This is a genomic window from Chengkuizengella axinellae (genome assembly GCF_030730905.1).
Lineage (GTDB): Bacteria > Bacillota > Bacilli > Paenibacillales > KCTC-33759 > Chengkuizengella > Chengkuizengella axinellae.
This window is the reverse complement of record NZ_JAVAMP010000013.1, coordinates 129681-149395: the sequence shown is the minus strand read 5'-3', so window position 1 is coordinate 149395 and position 19715 is coordinate 129681. Positions and strand designations below refer to the sequence as shown.

General features: G+C 33.3%; 30 protein-coding genes and 2 pseudogenes. 18 read left to right on the top strand and 14 right to left on the bottom strand.

All coding sequences use genetic code 11. The features are described 5' to 3' along the window. Positions 1-274 (top strand): annotated as a pseudogene (locus tag Q5Y73_RS19925) (hypothetical protein); the annotation flags it as partial. A gap of 1 nt (position 275) precedes the next feature. Continuing rightward, positions 276-620, top strand: coding sequence for a phage holin (locus Q5Y73_RS19920; protein ID WP_305993667.1), 345 nt, complete (start codon positions 276-278; stop codon positions 618-620). A 19-nt stretch (positions 621-639) separates the two neighbouring features. Here the strand turns inward: Q5Y73_RS19920 and Q5Y73_RS19915 are convergent, their stop codons facing one another. Further along, positions 640-1191: a hypothetical protein gene (locus tag Q5Y73_RS19915; RefSeq protein ID WP_305993666.1), complete on the bottom strand. Its 552-nt coding sequence runs from the start codon at positions 1189-1191 to the stop codon at positions 640-642. A 391-nt stretch (positions 1192-1582) separates the two neighbouring features. Then, on the bottom strand, positions 1583-2053 hold the full coding sequence (locus tag Q5Y73_RS19910; RefSeq protein ID WP_305993665.1) for a hypothetical protein: 471 nt from the start codon (positions 2051-2053) through the stop codon (positions 1583-1585). A gap of 140 nt (positions 2054-2193) precedes the next feature. Between Q5Y73_RS19910 and Q5Y73_RS19905 the strand changes: the two genes are divergently transcribed. The 5 genes from Q5Y73_RS19905 to Q5Y73_RS24930 all read left to right on the top strand — a co-directional run bounded on the left by Q5Y73_RS19905 (position 2194) and on the right by Q5Y73_RS24930 (position 4143). Continuing rightward, the gene (locus Q5Y73_RS19905; protein WP_305993664.1) at positions 2194-2532 is read left to right on the top strand and encodes a YolD-like family protein; all 339 of its coding nucleotides are present in this window, start codon (positions 2194-2196) and stop codon (positions 2530-2532) included. A gap of 71 nt (positions 2533-2603) precedes the next feature. Further along, the gene (locus tag Q5Y73_RS19900) at positions 2604-2768 is read left to right on the top strand and encodes a hypothetical protein (protein WP_305993663.1); all 165 of its coding nucleotides are present in this window, start codon (positions 2604-2606) and stop codon (positions 2766-2768) included. A gap of 331 nt (positions 2769-3099) precedes the next feature. Continuing rightward, positions 3100-3795, top strand: coding sequence for a peptidoglycan recognition protein family protein (locus tag Q5Y73_RS19895; protein ID WP_305993662.1), 696 nt, complete (start codon positions 3100-3102; stop codon positions 3793-3795). 1 nt (position 3796) lies between these two features. After that, a complete protein-coding gene (locus tag Q5Y73_RS19890; RefSeq protein ID WP_305993661.1) occupies positions 3797-4021 on the top strand; it encodes a hypothetical protein in 225 nt (74 codons plus the stop codon). Then, positions 3991-4143 carry a phage holin, LLH family gene (locus Q5Y73_RS24930; RefSeq protein WP_371320246.1) on the top strand — a complete coding sequence of 51 codons (153 nt, stop codon included), beginning with the start codon at positions 3991-3993 and terminating at the stop codon, positions 4141-4143. Before Q5Y73_RS19890 ends, Q5Y73_RS24930 begins: the two co-directional genes overlap by 31 nt. Before the next feature lie 18 nt (positions 4144-4161). Here the strand turns inward: Q5Y73_RS24930 and Q5Y73_RS19885 are convergent, their stop codons facing one another. The 3 genes from Q5Y73_RS19885 to Q5Y73_RS19875 all read right to left on the bottom strand — a co-directional run bounded on the left by Q5Y73_RS19885 (position 4162) and on the right by Q5Y73_RS19875 (position 6236). Beyond that, positions 4162-4701: a hypothetical protein gene (locus tag Q5Y73_RS19885; RefSeq protein ID WP_305993660.1), complete on the bottom strand. Its 540-nt coding sequence runs from the start codon at positions 4699-4701 to the stop codon at positions 4162-4164. Between the two features lie 303 nt (positions 4702-5004). Further along, entirely contained in the window at positions 5005-5487 is a 483-nt protein-coding gene (locus Q5Y73_RS19880) for a hypothetical protein (protein ID WP_305993659.1), read from the bottom strand. Positions 5488-5735: 248 nt separating this feature from the next. Continuing rightward, on the bottom strand, positions 5736-6236 hold the full coding sequence (locus tag Q5Y73_RS19875; protein WP_305991775.1) for a hypothetical protein: 501 nt from the start codon (positions 6234-6236) through the stop codon (positions 5736-5738). 208 nt (positions 6237-6444) lie between these two features. Here Q5Y73_RS19875 and Q5Y73_RS19870 point away from each other — a divergent pair, with 208 nt between their 5' ends. Together Q5Y73_RS19870 and Q5Y73_RS19865 are read left to right on the top strand one after the other, a co-directional pair. Continuing rightward, positions 6445-6732, top strand: coding sequence for a YolD-like family protein (locus tag Q5Y73_RS19870; RefSeq protein WP_305993658.1), 288 nt, complete (start codon positions 6445-6447; stop codon positions 6730-6732). A gap of 70 nt (positions 6733-6802) precedes the next feature. Further along, positions 6803-6967, top strand: coding sequence for a hypothetical protein (locus tag Q5Y73_RS19865; protein WP_305993657.1), 165 nt, complete (start codon positions 6803-6805; stop codon positions 6965-6967). Between the two features lie 13 nt (positions 6968-6980). On the opposite strand, the gene Q5Y73_RS19860 is transcribed toward Q5Y73_RS19865, so the two are convergent. Both Q5Y73_RS19860 and Q5Y73_RS19855 read right to left on the bottom strand, forming a co-directional pair. Next, positions 6981-7436 (bottom strand): hypothetical protein, encoded by a 456-nt coding sequence (locus Q5Y73_RS19860; protein WP_305993656.1) that lies wholly within the window; start codon positions 7434-7436, stop codon positions 6981-6983. A 294-nt stretch (positions 7437-7730) separates the two neighbouring features. Continuing rightward, complete coding sequence (locus Q5Y73_RS19855; RefSeq protein ID WP_305993655.1) at positions 7731-7955, bottom strand: helix-turn-helix domain-containing protein; 225 nt, start codon at positions 7953-7955, stop codon at positions 7731-7733. Positions 7956-8153: 198 nt separating this feature from the next. Between Q5Y73_RS19855 and Q5Y73_RS19850 the strand changes: the two genes are divergently transcribed. Beyond that, positions 8154-8525, top strand: a complete 372-nt coding sequence (locus Q5Y73_RS19850) for a ParM/StbA family protein (RefSeq protein ID WP_305993654.1) — start codon at positions 8154-8156, stop codon at positions 8523-8525. Between the two features lie 120 nt (positions 8526-8645). Then, positions 8646-8795 (top strand): hypothetical protein, encoded by a 150-nt coding sequence (locus Q5Y73_RS19845; RefSeq protein WP_305993653.1) that lies wholly within the window; start codon positions 8646-8648, stop codon positions 8793-8795. A gap of 272 nt (positions 8796-9067) precedes the next feature. On the opposite strand, the pseudogene Q5Y73_RS25000 reads toward Q5Y73_RS19845, so the two are convergent. The 3 genes and pseudogenes from Q5Y73_RS25000 to Q5Y73_RS19825 form a co-directional block, all read right to left on the bottom strand. Further along, positions 9068-9803, bottom strand: a pseudogene (locus Q5Y73_RS25000) (site-specific integrase). A gap of 70 nt (positions 9804-9873) precedes the next feature. Next, the gene (locus Q5Y73_RS19830; protein ID WP_305993651.1) at positions 9874-10056 is read right to left on the bottom strand and encodes a hypothetical protein; all 183 of its coding nucleotides are present in this window, start codon (positions 10054-10056) and stop codon (positions 9874-9876) included. Between the two features lie 170 nt (positions 10057-10226). Then, complete coding sequence (locus tag Q5Y73_RS19825; protein WP_305993650.1) at positions 10227-10688, bottom strand: hypothetical protein; 462 nt, start codon at positions 10686-10688, stop codon at positions 10227-10229. Between the two features lie 148 nt (positions 10689-10836). On the opposite strand from Q5Y73_RS19825, the gene Q5Y73_RS19820 reads away from it, so the two are divergent. Beyond that, positions 10837-11178: a YolD-like family protein gene (locus tag Q5Y73_RS19820; protein WP_305993649.1), complete on the top strand. Its 342-nt coding sequence runs from the start codon at positions 10837-10839 to the stop codon at positions 11176-11178. 4 nt (positions 11179-11182) lie between these two features. After that, positions 11183-11410, top strand: coding sequence for a helix-turn-helix domain-containing protein (locus tag Q5Y73_RS19815; RefSeq protein ID WP_305993648.1), 228 nt, complete (start codon positions 11183-11185; stop codon positions 11408-11410). A 45-nt stretch (positions 11411-11455) separates the two neighbouring features. On the opposite strand, the gene Q5Y73_RS19810 is transcribed toward Q5Y73_RS19815, so the two are convergent. Both Q5Y73_RS19810 and Q5Y73_RS19805 read right to left on the bottom strand, forming a co-directional pair. Then, a complete protein-coding gene (locus tag Q5Y73_RS19810) occupies positions 11456-11752 on the bottom strand; it encodes a hypothetical protein (protein ID WP_305993647.1) in 297 nt (98 codons plus the stop codon). Positions 11753-12094: 342 nt separating this feature from the next. After that, the gene (locus tag Q5Y73_RS19805; protein ID WP_305993646.1) at positions 12095-12343 is read right to left on the bottom strand and encodes an XRE family transcriptional regulator; all 249 of its coding nucleotides are present in this window, start codon (positions 12341-12343) and stop codon (positions 12095-12097) included. A 244-nt stretch (positions 12344-12587) separates the two neighbouring features. Here Q5Y73_RS19805 and Q5Y73_RS19800 point away from each other — a divergent pair, with 244 nt between their 5' ends. Continuing rightward, entirely contained in the window at positions 12588-12716 is a 129-nt protein-coding gene (locus tag Q5Y73_RS19800; protein WP_305993645.1) for a hypothetical protein, read from the top strand. A 28-nt stretch (positions 12717-12744) separates the two neighbouring features. On the opposite strand, the gene Q5Y73_RS19795 is transcribed toward Q5Y73_RS19800, so the two are convergent. Together Q5Y73_RS19795 and Q5Y73_RS19790 are read right to left on the bottom strand one after the other, a co-directional pair. Next, entirely contained in the window at positions 12745-13257 is a 513-nt protein-coding gene (locus tag Q5Y73_RS19795; RefSeq protein WP_305993644.1) for a hypothetical protein, read from the bottom strand. Positions 13258-13460: 203 nt separating this feature from the next. Further along, positions 13461-13958, bottom strand: coding sequence for a small multi-drug export protein (locus Q5Y73_RS19790; RefSeq protein WP_305993643.1), 498 nt, complete (start codon positions 13956-13958; stop codon positions 13461-13463). Positions 13959-14390: 432 nt separating this feature from the next. Between Q5Y73_RS19790 and Q5Y73_RS19785 the strand changes: the two genes are divergently transcribed. From Q5Y73_RS19785 to Q5Y73_RS19770, 4 genes are all read left to right on the top strand, one after another. After that, positions 14391-15074, top strand: a complete 684-nt coding sequence (locus Q5Y73_RS19785) for a response regulator transcription factor (protein WP_305993642.1) — start codon at positions 14391-14393, stop codon at positions 15072-15074. A gap of 40 nt (positions 15075-15114) precedes the next feature. Next, on the top strand, positions 15115-16077 hold the full coding sequence (locus Q5Y73_RS19780; protein WP_371320245.1) for a sensor histidine kinase: 963 nt from the start codon (positions 15115-15117) through the stop codon (positions 16075-16077). Between the two features lie 269 nt (positions 16078-16346). After that, entirely contained in the window at positions 16347-17030 is a 684-nt protein-coding gene (locus tag Q5Y73_RS19775) for an ABC transporter ATP-binding protein (RefSeq protein WP_305993641.1), read from the top strand. Next, entirely contained in the window at positions 17027-19612 is a 2586-nt protein-coding gene (locus tag Q5Y73_RS19770; RefSeq protein WP_305993640.1) for an ABC transporter permease, read from the top strand. The genes Q5Y73_RS19775 and Q5Y73_RS19770 overlap by 4 nt, the downstream gene beginning before the upstream one ends. Positions 19613-19715: the final 103 nt, after the last annotated feature.

The window sequence follows — 19715 nt, the reverse complement described above, 5'->3', positions numbered from 1 at the left end:
TAAATCATATGACCAACTGTTAAAGGATGTAGTCAAAGAATACTATGATTGTTTACCGAAGGAGGAAGTAATCATGAAATTAAAACAATGGCAAATAGAAATGGCTCATGAATCTATTCAAAACTTAAGTGAAAGAGATTTGATTGATAAAGCAGAAGATTGGAAAAAGAAAGTTGAGGACAAGCCTCAAGAGGTTCTAAATGATATACCTTGGTTACTTTTCGTTATGTTAGACCGTTTAAGTGAAAATAAAAATTTGGAAGGTGGAAAATAAAATGAATGAACTTATACAACCATATTTAGAAACGATCGTGTTTGCTCTTATTTCAGTAATATCAACTTTGGTGGTGGCAGCATTAATTGAGTTAAGGGATAAAGTCTTATCCTGGATACAGTCAAAAACAAATAAGGAACAGAGAGAGCTTCTTCAAAAAATATCTGAGGAAGCTTTTTCTTATACTGAAAAAGTATTTTATCAATCAAAGGGACCACAAAAGTTAGATGCTGCATATGATTATGTGAGTTCAAAACTAAGTGATTTAGGAATTGAATTTACAAAAGATGAAATCAAAGCAACGATTGAAAAAGCTGTGTTTGATTATAATTCTAAAGTGAAGTAATTATGTATCCCTACTGGCTTTAGGTAGCTGGTGGGGATTCTTTAAGTTGTAGAAAACTTGAAAATCTAGGTTGATTGTTAATTTGTTGTTGATTAAATGGAGTAATTCTTGTTATTGCACATGATGAAAGAAAATCAGTTTCATTGGGGTTACCGAAATTTCTACCAATTACAATTCCTTCTTGGACATCTATAATTTCAACTCTTGTAGAGGAAAAAAGTTCAGGACCAACAAACTCTATTTCAACAATTTCACCAATTTGGGACTTTGCTAAGTTTGTTATAGGATCTTCACAGCAAGCACATTCTCCCTTACTTTTTTTAATCGGCTTGTTTATCTCAACTGGAATTGTTGGATCAAAGGTTGCAGCTAAAGTAACTTGAGAAATTGGAATACTACCAAAGGTAGTAAAGGCAGTGAAGTATTTTGCATTGTTAATAATTAGATTATCGTTTACAAATGTAGGCGTAATAATCCCTACGTCTCCTGCATTTAAACCCACTAATTCCTTCAAAACACACTGCATGGGGCAAACACAACAATCACACTTACTTTCATCAAAAACGCCCATAAAATCACATCCTTATAGTTTTTTATTAGTGTATTCATGGTGGTATTGGATTGACTGGACGTGTGTACTATATAAAGGAATATCCGCTAATGGCTACTATTAGAATATAAGTTATATTTGTATAATCAAGATAAGGACACAGTCACTTAAGAATTATTGAAGAAACCCATGAAAAAGCTTCTTCCGTAAAAAGAAGAAGCTTTGTTTTTGTTTATTTTCTCCATGGGATTTAGCTGCTAGTGGATTATGGAGTGGTGCGAAGAATATTGTACAGAAGTGAGTTCATTCCCCACTGGCTTTAGTTAGCTGGTGGGGATGTTTTTTTGTTGAAAGGTTTGATATTTTTTCTACTATTAGAGTTTTGCGCTGCCACTTCTTCTTTGAGTGAAGATTAAGTTGTTTCAACTATTATTGCAGAAGCATTGCAACTGGAATAAATAACGAGGAATGTTGGTTCATTTCCAAATTGACCAAGTATAACTCCTTTTCCTACCTTGCGTATAGTTGAAGATACACCAGTAATTGATATTAAGTTACCTATTAACGAATTTGCTATATTAGTCATAGGATTTTCGCAACATGCACATTCCCCTTTCTTATCTGTTTGAATCGGTTTTACATCTGGAAGTGTTGTTGTCTCTATTGTGACGACGTTTATATCACAAAGCGAAATAAAAATAGGTTTATTATCATCATCTAGGTTTATACCAGAGAGAATAAAGTTTTTAACTTCTTGGATTCGAATATTACCTCCAAAAATAGGTGTGACTTGTATAGTAGCGATTTCTCCTACGAAATTCTCTAAAACACATTGCAGTGGGCATGCACAGCATTCACAGATTGTGCGATCAAAAGCCCCCATAAGAATCACTTCCTTATCATTTTTTAGTAGTGTATTCATTACTGAGGATTTTGACTGGACGTTCTCAAAAATTGTGCTATTGCATATCTCCCTGTACCTCTTATATAATAAGAACAAATGTTCCGTAAGGGGTGAAGTGGATGAAAGAAAATAAACTAACTGAAGGATCAAAGATGTGGGAGGCAAGCAGAATGATGCTACCCGAACACAAGGAGTTGATGAACCATTTCCAAAAGGAAAGACATAGAAAAACTAAACCAGAGTTAGCAGAAGAAGAAATAAACATCATATCTGAACAGTTGTCACAATCCATGATGGAACAAACTGAAATTACAATTGAGTTGTTTACTGCTTTTGGTCAGAATGAATTGAAAACTGGAATAGTAACTAAATTTGATACTCATCTTAGACAGATAAAGTTAGAGTCAAAAGAAGAATATGAATGGATTAAGTTTAGTGAAATACTAAGTGTGAGGTGATTTCATGCTTACAGACCTACAAATAAAGGTATTAATAATCCCTATACAATTACTCAGCTACTAGAAATAGAATGCCGACCATTCCAGAGTTAGAAATCAAAACAGGCAAAGATGAAAAAACAGTCCGCTCAACTTTGAACGGTCTTGTTAAAGGTGGATATATAGAATGTGATAGTGGAGATACACAAGATATAAAGATTATTATGACTAGGGATTATGATTCACCTTTTAAATGAAAAAGCCATTCTAAAGCTACTAAAAATGTGTACATGCACTAGGGAACCAGTCCATGCCAAATGAGCGGTTTGAACATAGTATATAACATCTCTTAATATAGGAGGTGAAATCAATGAGTGTTTTTACTAGTATAGCAGTAGTATTAGTATTGTTTATTTTACTGGTTATTGTTTTAGCTTCACTTCTTGTAAATTGTGAAGATACATGTGACACAAGACATTGTCATTAATTAATAAAGAAGATAGAGTTTTTTAGAACCTTACCACCAATGCGCTCATTTAAGTACCTCTAAAATTCCTCTCACTGATTAACGTAGTGAGGGGAATTGTTGTGCGTGTTAAAGTCATACAAGTATTTCAATCATATGGATCACAAAAACAAAGTTATATTAAGAAAAACCACCAACTAAAAGTCAGTGGTTTGGCTTCATCCCTAGTGAAACCATGTGGAAAAATTTATGAATGTATTCCTTTGTTAACTGAAACACCAGAAAAAGCATGGCATGTTCAATATCAAAAGACAATGGGCAATAAGTTATTTGGTGATGATGCAAATGATATAACTGCAGGAGTGGAACTGTGTTTTTCTCATCTGAGAGGAAGTATAAACAACGAGGAGTCTTATAAACGGTATGTGTGGGTTTTAGCTTATATATGTTTCAAATTTGAACTAGATCCTGTAAAAGCAATTATTGGTCATCACATACTTGATCCACAACGTAAAACAGACCCACAAAACGCTTTATCTAAAATGGGCAAATCATATGACCAGTTATTACAGGATGTAGTCAAAGAATACTATGATTGTTTACCGAGGGAGGATGTAATCATGAAATTAAAAGAATGGCAAATCAAAATGGCTCATGAATCTATTCAAAACTTAAGTGAAAGAGATTTGATTGATAAAGTAGAGGATTGGAAAAAGAAAGTAGAGGACAAGCCCCAAGAGGTTTTAAATGACTTACCTTGGTTATTTTTCGTTATGTTAGACCCATTATCAAATAAAACATTGGAGGGTGGAAATTAAAATGAATGAACTTATACAACCATATTTAGAAACAATCGTGTTTGCTCTTATTTCAGTAATATCAACATTAGTAGTAGCTGCATTAATTGAGTTAAGGGATAAAGTCTTATCCTGGATACAGTCAAAAACAAATAAAGAACAGAGAGAGCTTCTTCTTAAAATTTCAGAGGAGGCTTTTTCTTATGCTGAGAAAGTATTTTACCAATCAAAGGGATCAGAAAGTTAGATGCTGCTTATGATTACGCAAGTACAAAACTAGGTAGTTTAGGAATTGAGTTTACCAAAGATGAAATCAAAGCAACGATTGAAAAAGCGGTATTAGAGTATAATTCTTCTAAAGTGAATTAAATATTATCCCCACTGGTTTTAAGCTGGTGGGGGAGTATTTCTTCTAGAAGGTCTATCTGGATCATTAATTTGTTGTTGAGTTACTGGAGTTGTCCTTGTTATTGCACACGAAGAAAAAATGTCTAGAAATGTGAATCCATCTTCAAAAGCAACTCCTATGACGATTCCTTCCCCTACACCTAATATTTCATCTGTAAAAGGCACATTTGGACCAATAAATTCTATTTCGAAAGTATTCCCAATCTCAAATTTAAGCAAATTTGTCATAGGGTCTTCACAACAAGCACATTCCTCTTTACTATTTTTTATAGGTTTTAAGGCTGATAATACCCTTGTAATTAATGTATTTGTAGGGTCTTCAATAAACATTTGTGTTATTTGGCAAATCGGGAAATTTCCTATATCAGAAGAGACAATAAAATCTTTAACACCAGTAATAACAACTTCATCTTCACTTACAACTGTCTGAATAAAAATTGTCTCCTCCACCAACTGTTCCAAAACACACTGCATAGGACATACACAGCAATCACACTTAGTTTCATCAAAAACACCCATGAAATCACATCCTTCTCATTTTTTCTACATTGTATGAGTAGAAGCACTCCTTTGACTGGACGTGTGTACTGTATAAAGGAATATCCGCTAATGACAGTGTCAGTATGTAAGTGGTTTTAATATAATGAAAGTAAGGTTACGGTCACCTCTAAGCGCTTATTTGTAGACACCCATGAAAAAAGCTTCTCCCCATAACTAAGGAGAAGTTTTATTTTTAATTATTTCTCTTTGGAATTATCCGCTAGTGGATTATGGAGTGGTGCTAAGAATATAGTACAGAAGTAAGTTTGTTCCCCACTGGCTTTAGGTAGCTGGTGAGGAGTTTTTAATTTGTTGGAAATTAAAAAAGCTAGACGAATCATCAATTTGTTGTTGTATAGATATAGGGGTGACGCTTACTATTGCACATGTAGAAACTGCAATTCTATTATCCAATATAACAATCCCTTCTCCAGTTTCAGTTATAGTCTCTGTAATTTCAGCATCTAGAAATACAATAGTTACCCTCTGTCCTTTAAGAGATATTAATAAATTAGTCATTGTATCTTCGCAACAAGCGCATTCCCCTTTGTTTCTCTTTATTTGTTTCAACATATTTATTGGTATTGTTGTATTAAAGGGTATGACACCAGTGAATTGACATATTGGTATATTTCCTGCGGAGGTAAACGCAATAAAATTATCCACATTAATTAAATCAGAATTAACGCATCTGTTGTAGTGGCGATTTGAACTACTTCCCCCACTAACTCCTTCAAAACACACTGCATAGGACAGACGCAGCAATCACATATGGACTCATCAAATACACCCATGAAATCACGTTCTTTCATTTTTTATTAGTGTATTCAAGTAAGTAATGGTTTGACTGGACGTGTGTACTGTATAAAGGAATATCCGCTAATGTCAGTGTCAAGGTGTAAATGGACTTAATATAATAAAAGTGAGGTCACTTCTAAACGCTTATTTTCATACACCTACGGAAAAGCTTCTCCTTTTTTTATAGGGAGAAGCTTTCTTAATGTTTATCATTTTTATTGTGTCCCCTCTACTCTTGTAATTTGACAAGTGGATATTGCAAAATTAGGAGTATTTGAACCATCAGCATCAATAACGTTATCTAAAATAACAATTCCTTCTCCAATATTAGTTATATTTCCTTCTAAAGGTAAAGTGAACGAAAAACCACCTTTTACAAATTCAATTAAAGCTCTTGAACCTACACCCAAAGAAACTAATTCATTTGTACTTGGGTCTTCACAACAACTGCATTCTCCCTTGGAGTCATTTTGAATTGGCTTTAGAGGAGTGCTTCTGTCTAAAGAATCGTCTGCTACAGCGGTGACATTACAGATTGGAAGCATACCATTATTAGTATTTGCTACGAAATTCTCAGCAGAATTAAGTGTGGCAAAAAAAGTATTATTAGGAGTGAAAAAAGCCACAGAAATACCACTCGTTTCAACTAATCCCTTCATCACACTCTGCATTGGGCAAACACAACAATCACATATTGACTTATCAAAAACACCCATATAATCATCTCCATTTCATTATGTGTTAATGTATTGTATGAGTTAAAAAGATGTTTTGATTGGACGCGTGTACTGCATTCCAAAAATGTACTCTTGCATATATCTCTGTACCTCTTACATAATAAGAACAAATATTCTATAAGAGGTGGATGGAATGAAAGAAAATAAACTAACTGAAGGATCAAACATGATGTAGGAGGCAAGCAGGATGATGCTACCCGAACATAAAGAATTGATGAACCATTTCCAAAAGGAAAGACATAGAAAAACAAAACCTGAGTTAGCAGAGGAAGAAGTTAATATTATATCTGAACAATTATCACAATCAATGATGGAACAAACAAAGATCACAATAGAATTGTTTACTGCTTTTGGAGAGAATACCTTGAAAACTGGAATAGTAACAAAATTTGATACTCAATTAAAGCGGATTAAACTAGAGCATGAAGATGATTATGAATGGATCAAGTTTAGTGAAATACTAAGTGTGAGGTGATCCCATTCTTACAGACCTACAAAGAAAAGTGTTAAGAATCCTATACAACTACTCAGCTACAAGACGTAGAATGCCAACTATCCCTGAGTTAGAAATCAAAACAGGGAAAGATGAAAAAACAATCCGCTCAACTTTGAACGGACTTATTAAAGGTGGATATATAGAATGTGATAGTGGAGATACACAAGATATAAAGATTATTATGACTAGGGATTATGATTCACCGTATAGATAAAGTAGTTATTAAATTATTCTTTTATATCTAAAATAGCATCACCGTATATCTCATTATCTAGGATTACTTCATATCTCCATAATCCTGTTAGAGGATATTTAACCTCAAAAATAAAAGTGTTTAGCTTAGCCACGAACCCTAAAGTGGATTCAGGTTTTATCTTTTTAGGAGAATATGCTATTATACGTTCTCCTGTTTCCTTATGATAGGCATAAATCGCTAATTCTATATCTTCATCAGTTTCAAAAGCCTCTGTAAAATGAATCTCATATCCATAAGTTTCACCTGTAGTTAATTCTGGAACATGAAATAAAGTAAAGAGAACCTTCCCGTTTTTAACATATTCATTTCGAACTTGCCAATCAACAACATCTTTAGATTTGTTTTTCTCTGTTTCTGTATCAATTGAACAACCAGTTAAAGAAATTGCTACTATTAAAATAATAGTTTTTAAAGTTAATTTAGTCATACATTTCTCCGTACCGTCCTCATTCATAAGGACGGCATTTCATTGAAAAAATAATATATAGTATTATAACATAACAAAAAACCACCAACATAAAGTCGGTGGTATGCAGTACTATACTAGTATATCAAACTTCTAATATTTTACAAATAATTGCAATCTAACATATAGATAATAATTGCTCCATGTTTCTTTTAATCTTTAGTTTTTTACATTTATTATTGCAAAAGTCTTTTTTCTCGTTAAGTTTCTTTTTACAGTATAAACATTTCATTTACATTTCCCCCCTTTCATCTTTCATAAATCCCAAAATTGATCAGCTCTAACTGATGGATCTACTTCTCTTAGGGCTTTTGTTATTTTTTGAACACTTCTTAACCCCGGTGTGTAATTAGTATCAGAACAAACCCATGAAATAGTGTTTCTACTTAATTTCGTTTTATTAACTAACCATTCTTGCTTTATTCCTCTTTTATCTATCCACTTACCTAACTTAGTCCTTGTTTTGCCTAACCCAAACAATTTCTATCACTCTCCTTATTTCGCAGTATTAACAGTTTCTAAATCTTTTAATCAATATTTCTAAAAAAATTGCGAATAATGGACAAGCGGTGGCTAATACACTCTTAACAAATCGCAAAAAGATATTATCCAGATAACATCAATCCATAGATTTTAAGCTCAGGATAATATCCAGATAACATCCAAAGGAGTGATGGAATGATAACGGTAGGTGCAGATGTTGGGAAGTACAAAACAAAGATTAAATGGAGAGGAGGTACACAAAGTCATTTATCATGTGTTTCAACATTCAGAGAGTTAAGAGGGGACGTTCCACTTGATGAACAAAATTTATTAGTTGAGTACGAAAATCAAAGGTTTTTTGTGGGTGATCTTGCAGACAGGGAGGGGCAAAACTATTTAAATTCCCCTGATTGGCACAAATCCAACACAGTAACTTTAATTAATTTATTTGCAGCTGTAAGCAGAATACCAGACACAGACTTTAGCATTGTAGTTGGCAATCCTTTTGGTATTAACACACCAAAAGAAAGAGAAAGGCTAAAAAATACTCGCAAATACAATATATAGTACTTTATAATATAGGTAACACAATATATGGTGTATTTCAGGAGTGGGTATAGACATATATACATGAAATACAGTTTACATAAACAAATTAAACTAATTACGTGGGAAATGGGGCAATTAATGTTGGATCAAAAATACAAAAATATTGATCTAGAAAAATTAGCAATTCTGTTAGATAAGGATCCTGATTCATTTGAGTGTTTTTTGCAGGTCATAAAAACCTTAGAAAAAGGAATAAATCCACCTTTAAAGAAAACCGCTGGCTACTAGTCCAGTGGTTTTCTTTGGTGCAGTGAGTGGGTAACAAAAAGGTAACGGATTGGTAACGCCAGCCCGTGAACAGGGGTTAATTTGGATTAATAATATTACAGAATAAAAAGCTTGAAACCATTGATATTCCGCACTCCCGTGAACTTATGTACAATATCGTTGAAAGTTAAAGTTTCATGGGCGCATGATGTAATCTGCCCCTTAAAAGCCTATAGTATCAATGGTTTTGAAGAATACAATGTTGAAAGTTAAACATTGGTTTAACATTTTTCTTAATGGAGGTTTCTCATGAGTTCGCTGAACTTGTCGGAAGCCTCCCTTTTTTTTAGGTTTAGTCACATGGAGATAAACATGTTTTGTTGTGTTATCATCTTTATGTCCTAAGCGATCCATAATTTCTTGAAGTTCTACTCCTGCCTCTGCAAGTAAAGAAGTGTGTGTATGTCGTAATGAGTGAGGTGTTAAGTTTGAATTGAGTTCTGCAATTTAAAGAAGCCTTCTCATTCTATTAGCAATTTTTTTTAGATACTCAGGGTAACCAGGTTTTTTTTCATCTAAAATAGCAAAAACAAAATCTTTATCGTGATAAACTTTTCTGTGAGGCATTTTGAATTTATTCTGTGTTTTTTTATGTTCTTCAAGTTCGTTAATGACATCTTGTGAAACGTCAATTGTTCTTTTTGCGCTTTTAGTTTTTGGTGTTAACAATTTATATTCTCTAATGTTATTAGTTGGATTATAATTTGCAAAGTAATCCATTAAACGAGAAATCTCATGCTTTCTCACACGAATTGTGCTTACTTTGATTTTTCCTGTGCTCTCATACATACTCAGCCATTGAAAAGCAAAATCTTCAAATGTTACGTTAGTCCCATCTATTAAGTTACCGTTATTCAATTCATTAATGAATTCATTAGCAACTAATTCAGCTTCTTTCTTTGTTCTGAAACCACCTTTGAATTTTTGTTGTCGTTTACCCGTTTTAGAGTCGATACCTATATCTATCAAAAAACCCCATTTGGCACCACATTTACATCTTTTAACTGGCTTATGGCTTAGGTAGCTGGTGGGGGACTGATCATTGTTGAACAAGAACACTAACTAATTTACATGTGGACACATAACGTGAGCCACCAAGATTTAACATTCCTTCCCCAACATCTACTATTGGTCCTTGAGTAATGCCAGTGTCAGCATGTATATGATTTAAATATAATAAAAGTAAGGTTACGGTCATATCTAAGCGCTTATTTACTGACACCCATGGAAAAGCTTCTCTCATACTAAGGAGAAGCTTGTTTTTGTTTATTTAGGGGCTAAGAGTATGTACAGAAATGATTTCATTTCCCTGTTAGCTTACGTAACTGGTGGTGATTATTTAATTTGTTTCAAATTTGAAAATCTTGATTGTGATTATTTATTTGTTGTTGGTTAGTTAGTTGTAATGATTTTTGTTATTGCACATGAAGATAAAAAGTCTGTAAAAATTTGAAATCTTCCAACAACAATTCCCTCACCAACATCCATAATTTCATCCGTAAAGGGTGAAGAACCAGGAGGATACAATAACTCAATATCAACCGTTTCACCAATCAAAGATTTTGCTATGTTTGTTATAGGGTCTTCACAACATGCGCATTCACCCTTACTTTTTTTTATACGTTTCTTTATATCTACAGGAATTGTAGGATCAAAAGTTGAACATACTGAAATTTCACAAATAGGAATAATACCTATATTAGTATAAGCTAGAAAATCTTTTACTTGATTTAAAGTAACAAAATCAGTAAATGTCGGAGTTACAATACCTACAATTTGCCCCACCAACTGCTCTAAAACACTCTGCATCGGACACACACAACAATCGCAAATACTCTTATCAAAAACACCCATTAGATCACGTCCTTATAGTTTTTTATTAGTGTATTCAATTTGGTATCGCATTGACTGGACGTGTAACTATTCTCAAAAATTGTACTCTTGCACATCTCCCTGTACCTCTTATATAATAAGAACAAACGTTCCGTAAGAGGTGAAGCAATTGAAAGAAAATAAACTAACCGAAGGATCTAATATGATGTGGGAGGCAAGCAGAATAATGCTACCCGAACATAAAGAATTAATGAACCATTTCCAAAAGGAAAGAAACAGAAAAACCAAACCAGAGTTAGCAGAGGAAGAAATAAATATTATATCTCAACAATTATCACAATCAATGATGGAACAAACAAAGATCACAATAGAATTGTTTACTGCTTTTGGAGAGAATACCTTAAAAACTGGTACAGTAACTAAATTCGATATTCAGCTTAGACAAATTAAACTTGAGTCAAAAGATGATTATGAATGGATCAAGTTTAGTGAAATACTAAGTGTGAGGTGATTTCATGCTTACAGACCTACAAAGAAAAGTGTTAAGAATCCTATACAATTACTCAGCTACTAGAAAAAGAATGCCATCCATCAATGAAATAGAAATCAAAACAGGCAAAGATGAAAAAACAGTCCGCTCAACTTTGAACGGACTTGTTAAAGGTGGATATATTGAATGTGATGGTGGAGATACACAAGACATAAAGATTATTATGACTAGGGATTATGATTCGCCTTTTTGAACGTTTCATCTGTTTTTCTAAAAACTTTTGAATTTTGCAACCTCATTATAAGGTTTTACCTCCAATCCCACCTTCATCGTCACCTCCATCTCCACCAGGAGCAACCAATGTATCAATGTTTTCAATAACTGGGTAATTTTCATTTTCCTCACTCATAGGAGCTACTTTAATTGTTGGAGCCACTAAATTCTCAAAGTTAATAAAATGATTGTACCAGAATTCATAATGGTCAAATGATTCAGTAGGATCAATAATGACAGGAGGTGAGTCAGTTGCATATACAGGAACTGCCAAAGTAAAACATAATATAAGTATTGCTAATGAAGTAAATCGTTTTTTCATTAAAATACATCACCTTTCAAATGATATAATTGGGAAAATATTACTTTGGTATTATAACATACAAAAAAACCACCAACCTAAGTCAGTGATTCCGTCTTATCCCCAATAAGACCTATTTGCTCAATAAACAATATGTTTTAAACTCTTTAAAGACTTGTACAAGTGTAATTATATTATATCAAACTAATATTTTATAAAATATTGCAATCTAACAGCTTAAAGATAATAGTTGCTCCATGTTTCTTTTTATTTTTAGTTTTTTACATTTATTATTGCAAAAGTCTTGTTTCTTATAAAGCTTCTTTTTACAGTATAAACATTTCATTTTTTTCAATTCTCCTTTCATAAATCCCAAAATTGATCAGCTCTAACAGAAGGATCAACTTCTCTGAGGGCTTTTATTATTTTTTGCATTGTTTTCCCACTAGGCATATAATCACGATCACTACACGCCCAAGTTATTGTGTTTCTTCCAAGTTTACTTTTCTTAATTAACCATTCTTGTTTTATTCCTCTACGATCTATCCATTTTCCAAGCGGAGCTCTTGGCTTTTCTAAACCAAACACTTTAATCACTCTCCCTATCAACATTATTGACACTTCCTTAAACTTCTAAACATTCTATTTTAAAAAAGTAAGCATATTGTATAAACGGTAGCTAATACACTTTTAACAAATCACAAAAAGATAATATCCAGATATCATCCAAAGGAGGGTAATAGATGATTAAGGTTGGTTTAGATTTAGGAAAATTTATAACAAAAGTTAAGTGGGAGGATAACAGGTTTAGTCATCGGTCTTGTGTGGTTTAACATTTCCTTAATGGAGGTTTCTCTTGAGTTCGCTGAACTTGTCGGAAGTCTCCTTTTTATTAGCTTTGATAAAAATTAAAGCAACGATTGAAAAAGTAGTATTGGAGTATAAATTCAAAGTCAAGTATGTATCATCCCCACCGGCTTATTAGGTAGCTGGTGGGGAGTATTCGTTATACTTTAAGTTCTTTGTTCCAAAAACTTGAATGTTCTTTCTGATAAACTAACGCTACTTGCAACTGGTATAATTCTAGTGGTAAAACAACTAGAAACAGGAGCCAATTCTGATCCAGCTGGATTCCCAATAAGAATAATTCCTTCACCGACATCAACAATTATTGCATCTGCAGATAGACCAACATTCCCTATAATTTCAATATTTACTATTTCTCTAATCATAGATTTTGCCAAATTTGTCATAGGATCTTCACAACAAGCGCATTCTCCTTTACTTTTTCTAATTGGTTTTAAGTTTAGGGAAGTTGCTCCATCTGTTTGAAGAGTAGTTATATTACAAATTGGAAAATTTCCCTGATCAGTGAAAGCGATAAAGTTCTTTACTTCGTTTAAAATAACAAAAATATTACTTCCTGATGCAGTTACTATACCAATTTCTTCCCCAACCAACTGCTCCATTACACACTGCATCGGGCAAACACAACAATCACAAATGCTTTCATCAAAAAGGCTCATACTAAACACCTCACCATATTTAAATTGATGTGATATTGTATTCATAATTGTGTGACTTTGACTGGACGTGTACCTACTCTCAAAAATTGTGCTCCTGCACACCTTCCTGTATCTCTTATATAACAACAATTGGGTAAACATAAAAGAAGCTTCTCATTAGTTATACCAACTTTTGGGAAGCTTCTTTCTTTTTAGGTTCCAATTTATTTATTGAAATATTTATTTAGAGTCCCTGCACCATCTGTAAAAAAAATATTGATGCCGAAATAGGTTAAAATTGAAAATAGAAGACTCCACATCGTGATACTAGCGATCATCCAATATAATGTTTTTGTTTTAGTTCCTCCGAATACAAGGCTCATGAAAGACGCAAGATGACTACCTACTAGTAGAGGTCCAATGATGGTAAGTCCGATCAAACCATATTTTTTCCATAATTTTTCTGCTCTTAAGGAACGCTTATTAGCAACCCCTTGTTTTTTATTTTTTTTGACTTTATTTCTCCACTCTTTAACCTTCTCAATAAATAAAATTAACAAAATTACGGTTAAAATATTCCCTGTTAACCCTATGATCACAACAGGAATAGGTGATAAGCCTGCGACAATGGCAATGGGAATCACTCCATACGCTTCAAACAAAGGGATTGCAGAGAATATAAAAACAAGTAAATATGGCCACAAAATTTCAAAGAAATTCATATTTCCCTCCCAAACGTTACACTTTATACTTTTTAAATCATTAGAATTGCATTAACTTAATTTTAATTTGACAATAGAAATTCGAAAAAAAGATTAGGAGAAAATCCTACTATAAACGAAAAACTTCTTTAAAATAGTTTGTTAGTTCTGTCTCCAAGTCCCTTACTTAAAGGATCAGACATGGAAAAGGATACCACAAAATCCATAATTATTGAACTCATTATCAATCTAATATATGAAGAAAAATTTACGGAAATCATTAACGTTGCCAACATTGATCATTACACCAACCATAAATTTCTAATCGTATAAATTTTTGGGTTGCAAATATCCCTCCATTATAAATTTGATAACATTTTCACTCTATAGGGGAGAATAAAAAGTGTATTTTGAATCATATTATCACATTTAAAGTAAAAGGATGATTCTCAGATGAACATTTTAATTGTGGAGGATGATAAAACCATCGCCTCTGGACTTGAATATTCGTTGCAAGAAGAACATTATTCCACAGTTCTTTGTTATGATGCCGAAAGTGCTAAAAAAGTATTATTAAAACAATTAGAGCAATTTTCTTTGTGTTTGTTTGATTTATCTTTGCCTGATGGAAGTGGTTATGACTTGTGCCGTATTGTAAAAGAGCAGAGTGATGTTCCTGTTATTTTTTTAACTGCAGTCGATGATGAAGTGAATGTAGTGATGGGGTTAGATATGGGGGCAGATGATTATATTACAAAACCTTTTCGCGTTCGTGAACTTCTTTCTAGAATTCGATCAGTCTTACGAAGATATCAGAAGAAAACAAAGACAAAATCAATCGTTGAGATAGAAAATGTCCAAATTCATTTGCAAGAAGGGAAGGTATATAAAAATGGAAAGGAAATAACTTTGACTGCTTTAGAATATCGTTTATTACTCATCTTTGCGAATCATATTGGACAAGTTCTCTCAAGGAATCAGCTTTTAGAGCAGATTTGGGATGTAGCAGGAGACTTCGTAAATGATAATACATTAACCGTTTATATTAAGAGGTTGCGGGTGAAGCTAGAGGATAATCCCCAAAATCCGACAATAATCAAAACCATTCGGGGTTTAGGATACAAGGTTGGTGATTAGTTTGTTGCGCCATAAAGGGACACAAATTTTGTTACTGATGATGTGCATAATTAGTTTGTGTGCAACTACATTAGGGACATTCCTGTCAATGTACGCTGCGATGCTTGTTTTCGTAAGTTCGGTTTTACTTATTGGGTGCTTCTTTGTATTTACAAGAAGAAGATATCGTGAAATAGAGAATCTTTCTAATTACTTACGTCAAATTAGTGCGGGAGATTATTCTCTGGATGTGCGTGATAATCAAGAAGGAGAGCTAAGTATTTTAAAAAACAATATTTACAAAGTAACATCTATGTTATCGGAACAAAGCTCTTTACTGCAGCAGGATAAGAGCCAACTTACGGACGCGATTTCAGATATTTCTCATCAGCTTAAAACTCCCCTCACCTCGATGATGGTAATGGCAGATTTGTTAAGTGATGATCATCTCAGAGCGGATAAAAGAAAGGAATTTATACATAATCTTCGCATTCAACTTGAGCGCTTAGAATGGCTTGTTTCCTCCTTATTAAAGCTCTCTAAAATTGATGCTGGAACGGTGCAGTTTAAAAAAGATCATATTGTGGTGGGAATGCTCGTTCAAATAGCACTAGAACCGGTTTTGATTCCGATGGATATCAAAGAACAGACGGTAAATATAAATGGTGAGGACACCGTCTCATTAATTGGTGATCTAAATTGGACAGCTGAAGCCATCATCAATATTTTAAAAAACTGTATAGAACATACACAAGAAGGCGGTGAGATCTCCATATCTTTTTCAGAAAATACATTGTTTACGGAAATCATCATTGCGGATAATGGTAAAGGAATTTCCAAAGAAGACCTACCCTATATTTTTAAACGCTTTTATAAAGGTAAAAATTCAAACACGGATAGTGTCGGTATTGGTCTGGCTATTGCTCATAGTATTATTTCTACTCAAAACGGAGATATCGATGTTCAAAGTGAGAAAGGAAAGGGTACCCGTTTTCGAATTAAGTTTTATAAACAAGTCATATAAGTGCATGTCCAAAAAGTCACTTTGGAACAAAAACACCGGAGTATCCTCATTGAATGTATGGACCTCGGTCAACTAATGTCATCCACGTCCATGTGGATAATGTTGACACCAGCTCATCCTAAACTGGAAAAAGTATTAGGCATAGACTACAACGTACTTCGTCACTTTTTTGGGTTATAGTATATGACTAAATTGTCATTTAAGAGTCACCAGACAGTCATTTTGGACAGATATACTAAAAGCACATCACAAATAGGAGGTTTTCATTCATGGAAATTTTAAAAATAGATAATCTGTCTAAAGTGTACGGTAAAGGAGATACAGCAGTTAAAGCATTAGATAATGTGTCTTTTTCAGTGAACAAAGGTGAATTTGTAGCTATAATAGGACCGTCTGGATCTGGGAAATCAACACTGCTTCATATGCTTGGCGGTGTGGATCGTCCTTCTAGCGGAAAGGTTCTGGTAGATAATACAGATATGTATCAGCTGAATGAAACTCAACTAGCTATTTTCAGACGCAGGCAAATTGGACTCATTTATCAATTTTATAACTTGATTCCGATATTATCCGTTGAAGAGAATATTACCTTGCCCATTTTACTTGATGGACATCGAGTAGATAAGAGGCAATTGAATGATATTGTTAAAACGATGGGTTTAGATAATAGATTGAATCATCTACCTAATCAGCTTTCTGGTGGTCAACAACAAAGAGTATCCATCGGGAGAGCATTAATCAGTAACCCTGCGATTATGCTAGCAGACGAACCAACAGGGAATTTGGATAGCAAGAATGGTACGGAAATCATGGATTTATTAAAAATGTTTAATAAAAAATTAAACCAAACATTAATTGTCATTACTCATGATGAAAGAATCGCTTTACAAGCGGACCGAATTATTTCGATTGAAGACGGAAGGATTGCTAAAAATGAGGTGATTCGTCGATGAATATTATAAATAAATTAACCCTTAGGCATTTAAAGGAAAATAAAAGACGAACACTTGTGACTATTATTGGTATCATCATTTCTGTTGCTATGATCACATCTGTGACAACACTTGCAGCATCCTTTTTAGATTTAATGAAAAGAAGTACGATTGCCCAAAACGGGGAATGGCATTTCTACCTGCAAGATGTTAACAAAGAACAAATAGAAGCCATTAAACAGGATGAGGCTACAACAACGGTTGTTCTATCTAATCAGATTGGATATGCGCTTTTAGAAGATTCAAAAAACAAATATAAGCCTTATTTTATTGTCAAGGAATATAATGAACAGGGATTTAAACAATTTCCCTTTGAATTGAATGAAGGAAGACTTCCAGAAGCGGCTGACGAAATTGTGATTCCCAAGGATCTTGAGACAAATGGCGGCATAAAATACGAGGTTGGTGATCAGCTTACAATTGATGTCGGAGAACGTTATGCGATGAATGAAGATTCAGCAAGACCTTTAGGTCAAACTCCAGAATTAAACTTTTTAGAGGACGGCACATTAAGTGAAATACTGAAAAATACAGAGAAAAAAACCTATACCATTGTAGGGAAAGTGGATCATCCAGCATGGGAGACTTGGGAGCCTGGATATACAATCTTTAGTTATTTTGATGAAAATTTAGTTAGTTCGGAGAATACTTTTAGTGCATTTGTGGCAGTAAAAGAGGTGAATCAATCTATATATAATCTTGGCAAATCATTAGCAATAGAAATTGGTATTGAACCCGAATCCGTCTCATATAACAATCAATTGTTAAGTTATTATGGAGTGTCAAATGATGATAACATAAGAACAACTTTGGTTTCTCTTTCGGCCATTATTATCTCCGTCATTGTGATTGGATCGATTGCCTTAATTTATAATGCCTTTGCTATCAGTATTTCTGAACGTGCACGTCATTTAGGAATGTTAAGTAGTGTAGGGGCTACGAAAAAACAAAAACGAAATTCTGTCTTGTTCGAAGGAATGGTTGTAGGCTTAATAAGCATTCCACTCGGAATTTTAGCAGGGTTAGGCGGTTTAGGTATTACTTTCTCCATCATTAACTCGCTCATTCAAAATGCATTCGATATTAATGAAAAGCTTACTATAATAGTTACACCTATTTCAATCTTAGCAGCGAGTGGAGTTTCACTAGTCACAATTTTTATATCATCGTATTTACCAGCTCGTAAAGCATCTAAGATTTCGGCTATGGATGCCATTCGTCAAAATCAGGATGTCAAACTAACAGGAAAGAAAGTAAAGACATCTAAGCTTGTTCGTAAAATGTTCGGAATTCAGGCGGAAATTGGTTTGAAAAATTTAAAAAGAAATAAAAAAAGATATCAAGTCACTGTATTTTCCTTAGTCATCAGTATTGTACTGTTCTTAACGATATCTTTCTTTAGTAATAGTTTACAAAAATCTGTGGAGTTAGCACAGGGAAGTATTAATTATGACATTCAAGTGCAAACTACTTATGAAAATGAAGAAGAATTAAAGTCATTTGCTGCACTTGATAATGTTACGGAGTATAGTATTGTAAATTCAACTTATCTAAATTCATGGATTGATATGGATAAAGTTCCTGGTGAAAATATTCAGAGTGATTCTAGCTTAAATAAGGATGGAAAAAAGCTCTATGGAGTATTTATACAGGCTTTAGATAAAGCTAGCTTTGAAGCTTATGCAAATTCAGTTGGTGCAGATATTGAAAAGTTTAAGGATACAGATCATCCAACTGCAATTGTAATAGATACATTTGTTTATCAAAATTTTGATAATGGTAAAATAACTCAAGAAAAATCAATTTATACTGATCTTGGGGATAAGTTTGATTTAATTCAACAAGATTTTGAAACTGAGCAAGAAACTTTCGTGAACTCAATAGAAATTGCAGCGATAACGGATCAATATCCTATGGGTAATAGTACAGCAGGATTCGGTACACTAACACTCGTTGTACCTGAAAGTTTATTCGAACAACTCGTTCTCCAAGATGAGTATCAATATCAAATGACGGATCTTTTCTTAAACTCATCAGATCCAATGAAAACACAAACAGAAATCGAAGAACTTAGTGAGAGCAATTTGTTTATAAGTAACATTTTTTCAGATAGACAGCGTGCTGAACAATTAGTGTTATTATTGAAAGTATTTATTTATGGATTTACGGTTTTAATTACGGCGATATCTGTTGCAAATATATTTAATACGATTTCAACTAGCATAGCACTTCGAAAACGAGAATTTGCAATGCTCAAATCAGTTGGCATGACACCAAAAGAGTTTAATAAAATGATTAATTATGAAAGTATCTTTTATGGAATAAAATCATTGCTATATGGTTTGCCTATTAGTGTTGCAATCATGTATTTGATTTATACATCTTTAATGAACACTTTCAGTTATGATTTTTCATTACCGTGGATGGCGATTTTATTTACAGTTATAGCCATATTTATGATTGTAGGTGCAGCCATGTTATACGCTAGTTCAAAAGTGAAAAAAGAAAATATTATCGATGCATTAAAAATGGAAAATATTTAAGTTTATATTAAGGTAGTGTCAGGAAAAGATTTTCTTACTCTAGGCACTACCTTTATCTTCATTTCATAGATTTCTTTATTCTGCCCCATTTATTGACTGTATT

What these genes read in the sequence shown, in the direction of transcription:
- Q5Y73_RS19905 (WP_305993664.1), top strand. Translation starts at nt 2,194, where the DNA reads ATGAAAGAAAATAAACTAACTGAAGGATCAAAGATGTGGGAGGCAAGC.
- Q5Y73_RS19900 (WP_305993663.1), top strand. Translation starts at nt 2,604, where the DNA reads ATGCCGACCATTCCAGAGTTAGAAATCAAAACAGGCAAAGATGAAAAA.
- Q5Y73_RS19845 (WP_305993653.1), top strand. Translation starts at nt 8,646, where the DNA reads ATGTTGGATCAAAAATACAAAAATATTGATCTAGAAAAATTAGCAATT.
- Q5Y73_RS19790 (WP_305993643.1), bottom strand. Translation starts at nt 13,958, where the DNA reads ATGAATTTCTTTGAAATTTTGTGGCCATATTTACTTGTTTTTATATTC.
- Q5Y73_RS19775 (WP_305993641.1), top strand. Translation starts at nt 16,347, where the DNA reads ATGGAAATTTTAAAAATAGATAATCTGTCTAAAGTGTACGGTAAAGGA.
- Q5Y73_RS19780 (WP_371320245.1), top strand. Translation starts at nt 15,115, where the DNA reads ATGTGCATAATTAGTTTGTGTGCAACTACATTAGGGACATTCCTGTCA.
- Q5Y73_RS19810 (WP_305993647.1), bottom strand. Translation starts at nt 11,752, where the DNA reads ATGAAAAAACGATTTACTTCATTAGCAATACTTATATTATGTTTTACT.
- Q5Y73_RS19890 (WP_305993661.1), top strand. Translation starts at nt 3,797, where the DNA reads ATGAATGAACTTATACAACCATATTTAGAAACAATCGTGTTTGCTCTT.
- Q5Y73_RS19815 (WP_305993648.1), top strand. Translation starts at nt 11,183, where the DNA reads ATGCTTACAGACCTACAAAGAAAAGTGTTAAGAATCCTATACAATTAC.
- Q5Y73_RS19920 (WP_305993667.1), top strand. Translation starts at nt 276, where the DNA reads ATGAATGAACTTATACAACCATATTTAGAAACGATCGTGTTTGCTCTT.
- Q5Y73_RS19915 (WP_305993666.1), bottom strand. Translation starts at nt 1,191, where the DNA reads ATGGGCGTTTTTGATGAAAGTAAGTGTGATTGTTGTGTTTGCCCCATG.
- Q5Y73_RS19805 (WP_305993646.1), bottom strand. Translation starts at nt 12,343, where the DNA reads ATGTTGATAGGGAGAGTGATTAAAGTGTTTGGTTTAGAAAAGCCAAGA.
- Q5Y73_RS19785 (WP_305993642.1), top strand. Translation starts at nt 14,391, where the DNA reads ATGAACATTTTAATTGTGGAGGATGATAAAACCATCGCCTCTGGACTT.
- Q5Y73_RS19870 (WP_305993658.1), top strand. Translation starts at nt 6,445, where the DNA reads ATGATGCTACCCGAACATAAAGAATTGATGAACCATTTCCAAAAGGAA.
- Q5Y73_RS19865 (WP_305993657.1), top strand. Translation starts at nt 6,803, where the DNA reads ATGCCAACTATCCCTGAGTTAGAAATCAAAACAGGGAAAGATGAAAAA.
- Q5Y73_RS19825 (WP_305993650.1), bottom strand. Translation starts at nt 10,688, where the DNA reads ATGGGTGTTTTTGATAAGAGTATTTGCGATTGTTGTGTGTGTCCGATG.
- Q5Y73_RS19910 (WP_305993665.1), bottom strand. Translation starts at nt 2,053, where the DNA reads ATGGGGGCTTTTGATCGCACAATCTGTGAATGCTGTGCATGCCCACTG.
- Q5Y73_RS19795 (WP_305993644.1), bottom strand. Translation starts at nt 13,257, where the DNA reads ATGAGCCTTTTTGATGAAAGCATTTGTGATTGTTGTGTTTGCCCGATG.
- Q5Y73_RS19770 (WP_305993640.1), top strand. Translation starts at nt 17,027, where the DNA reads ATGAATATTATAAATAAATTAACCCTTAGGCATTTAAAGGAAAATAAA.
- Q5Y73_RS19885 (WP_305993660.1), bottom strand. Translation starts at nt 4,701, where the DNA reads ATGGGTGTTTTTGATGAAACTAAGTGTGATTGCTGTGTATGTCCTATG.
- Q5Y73_RS19875 (WP_305991775.1), bottom strand. Translation starts at nt 6,236, where the DNA reads ATGGGTGTTTTTGATAAGTCAATATGTGATTGTTGTGTTTGCCCAATG.
- Q5Y73_RS19860 (WP_305993656.1), bottom strand. Translation starts at nt 7,436, where the DNA reads ATGACTAAATTAACTTTAAAAACTATTATTTTAATAGTAGCAATTTCT.
- Q5Y73_RS19850 (WP_305993654.1), top strand. Translation starts at nt 8,154, where the DNA reads ATGATAACGGTAGGTGCAGATGTTGGGAAGTACAAAACAAAGATTAAA.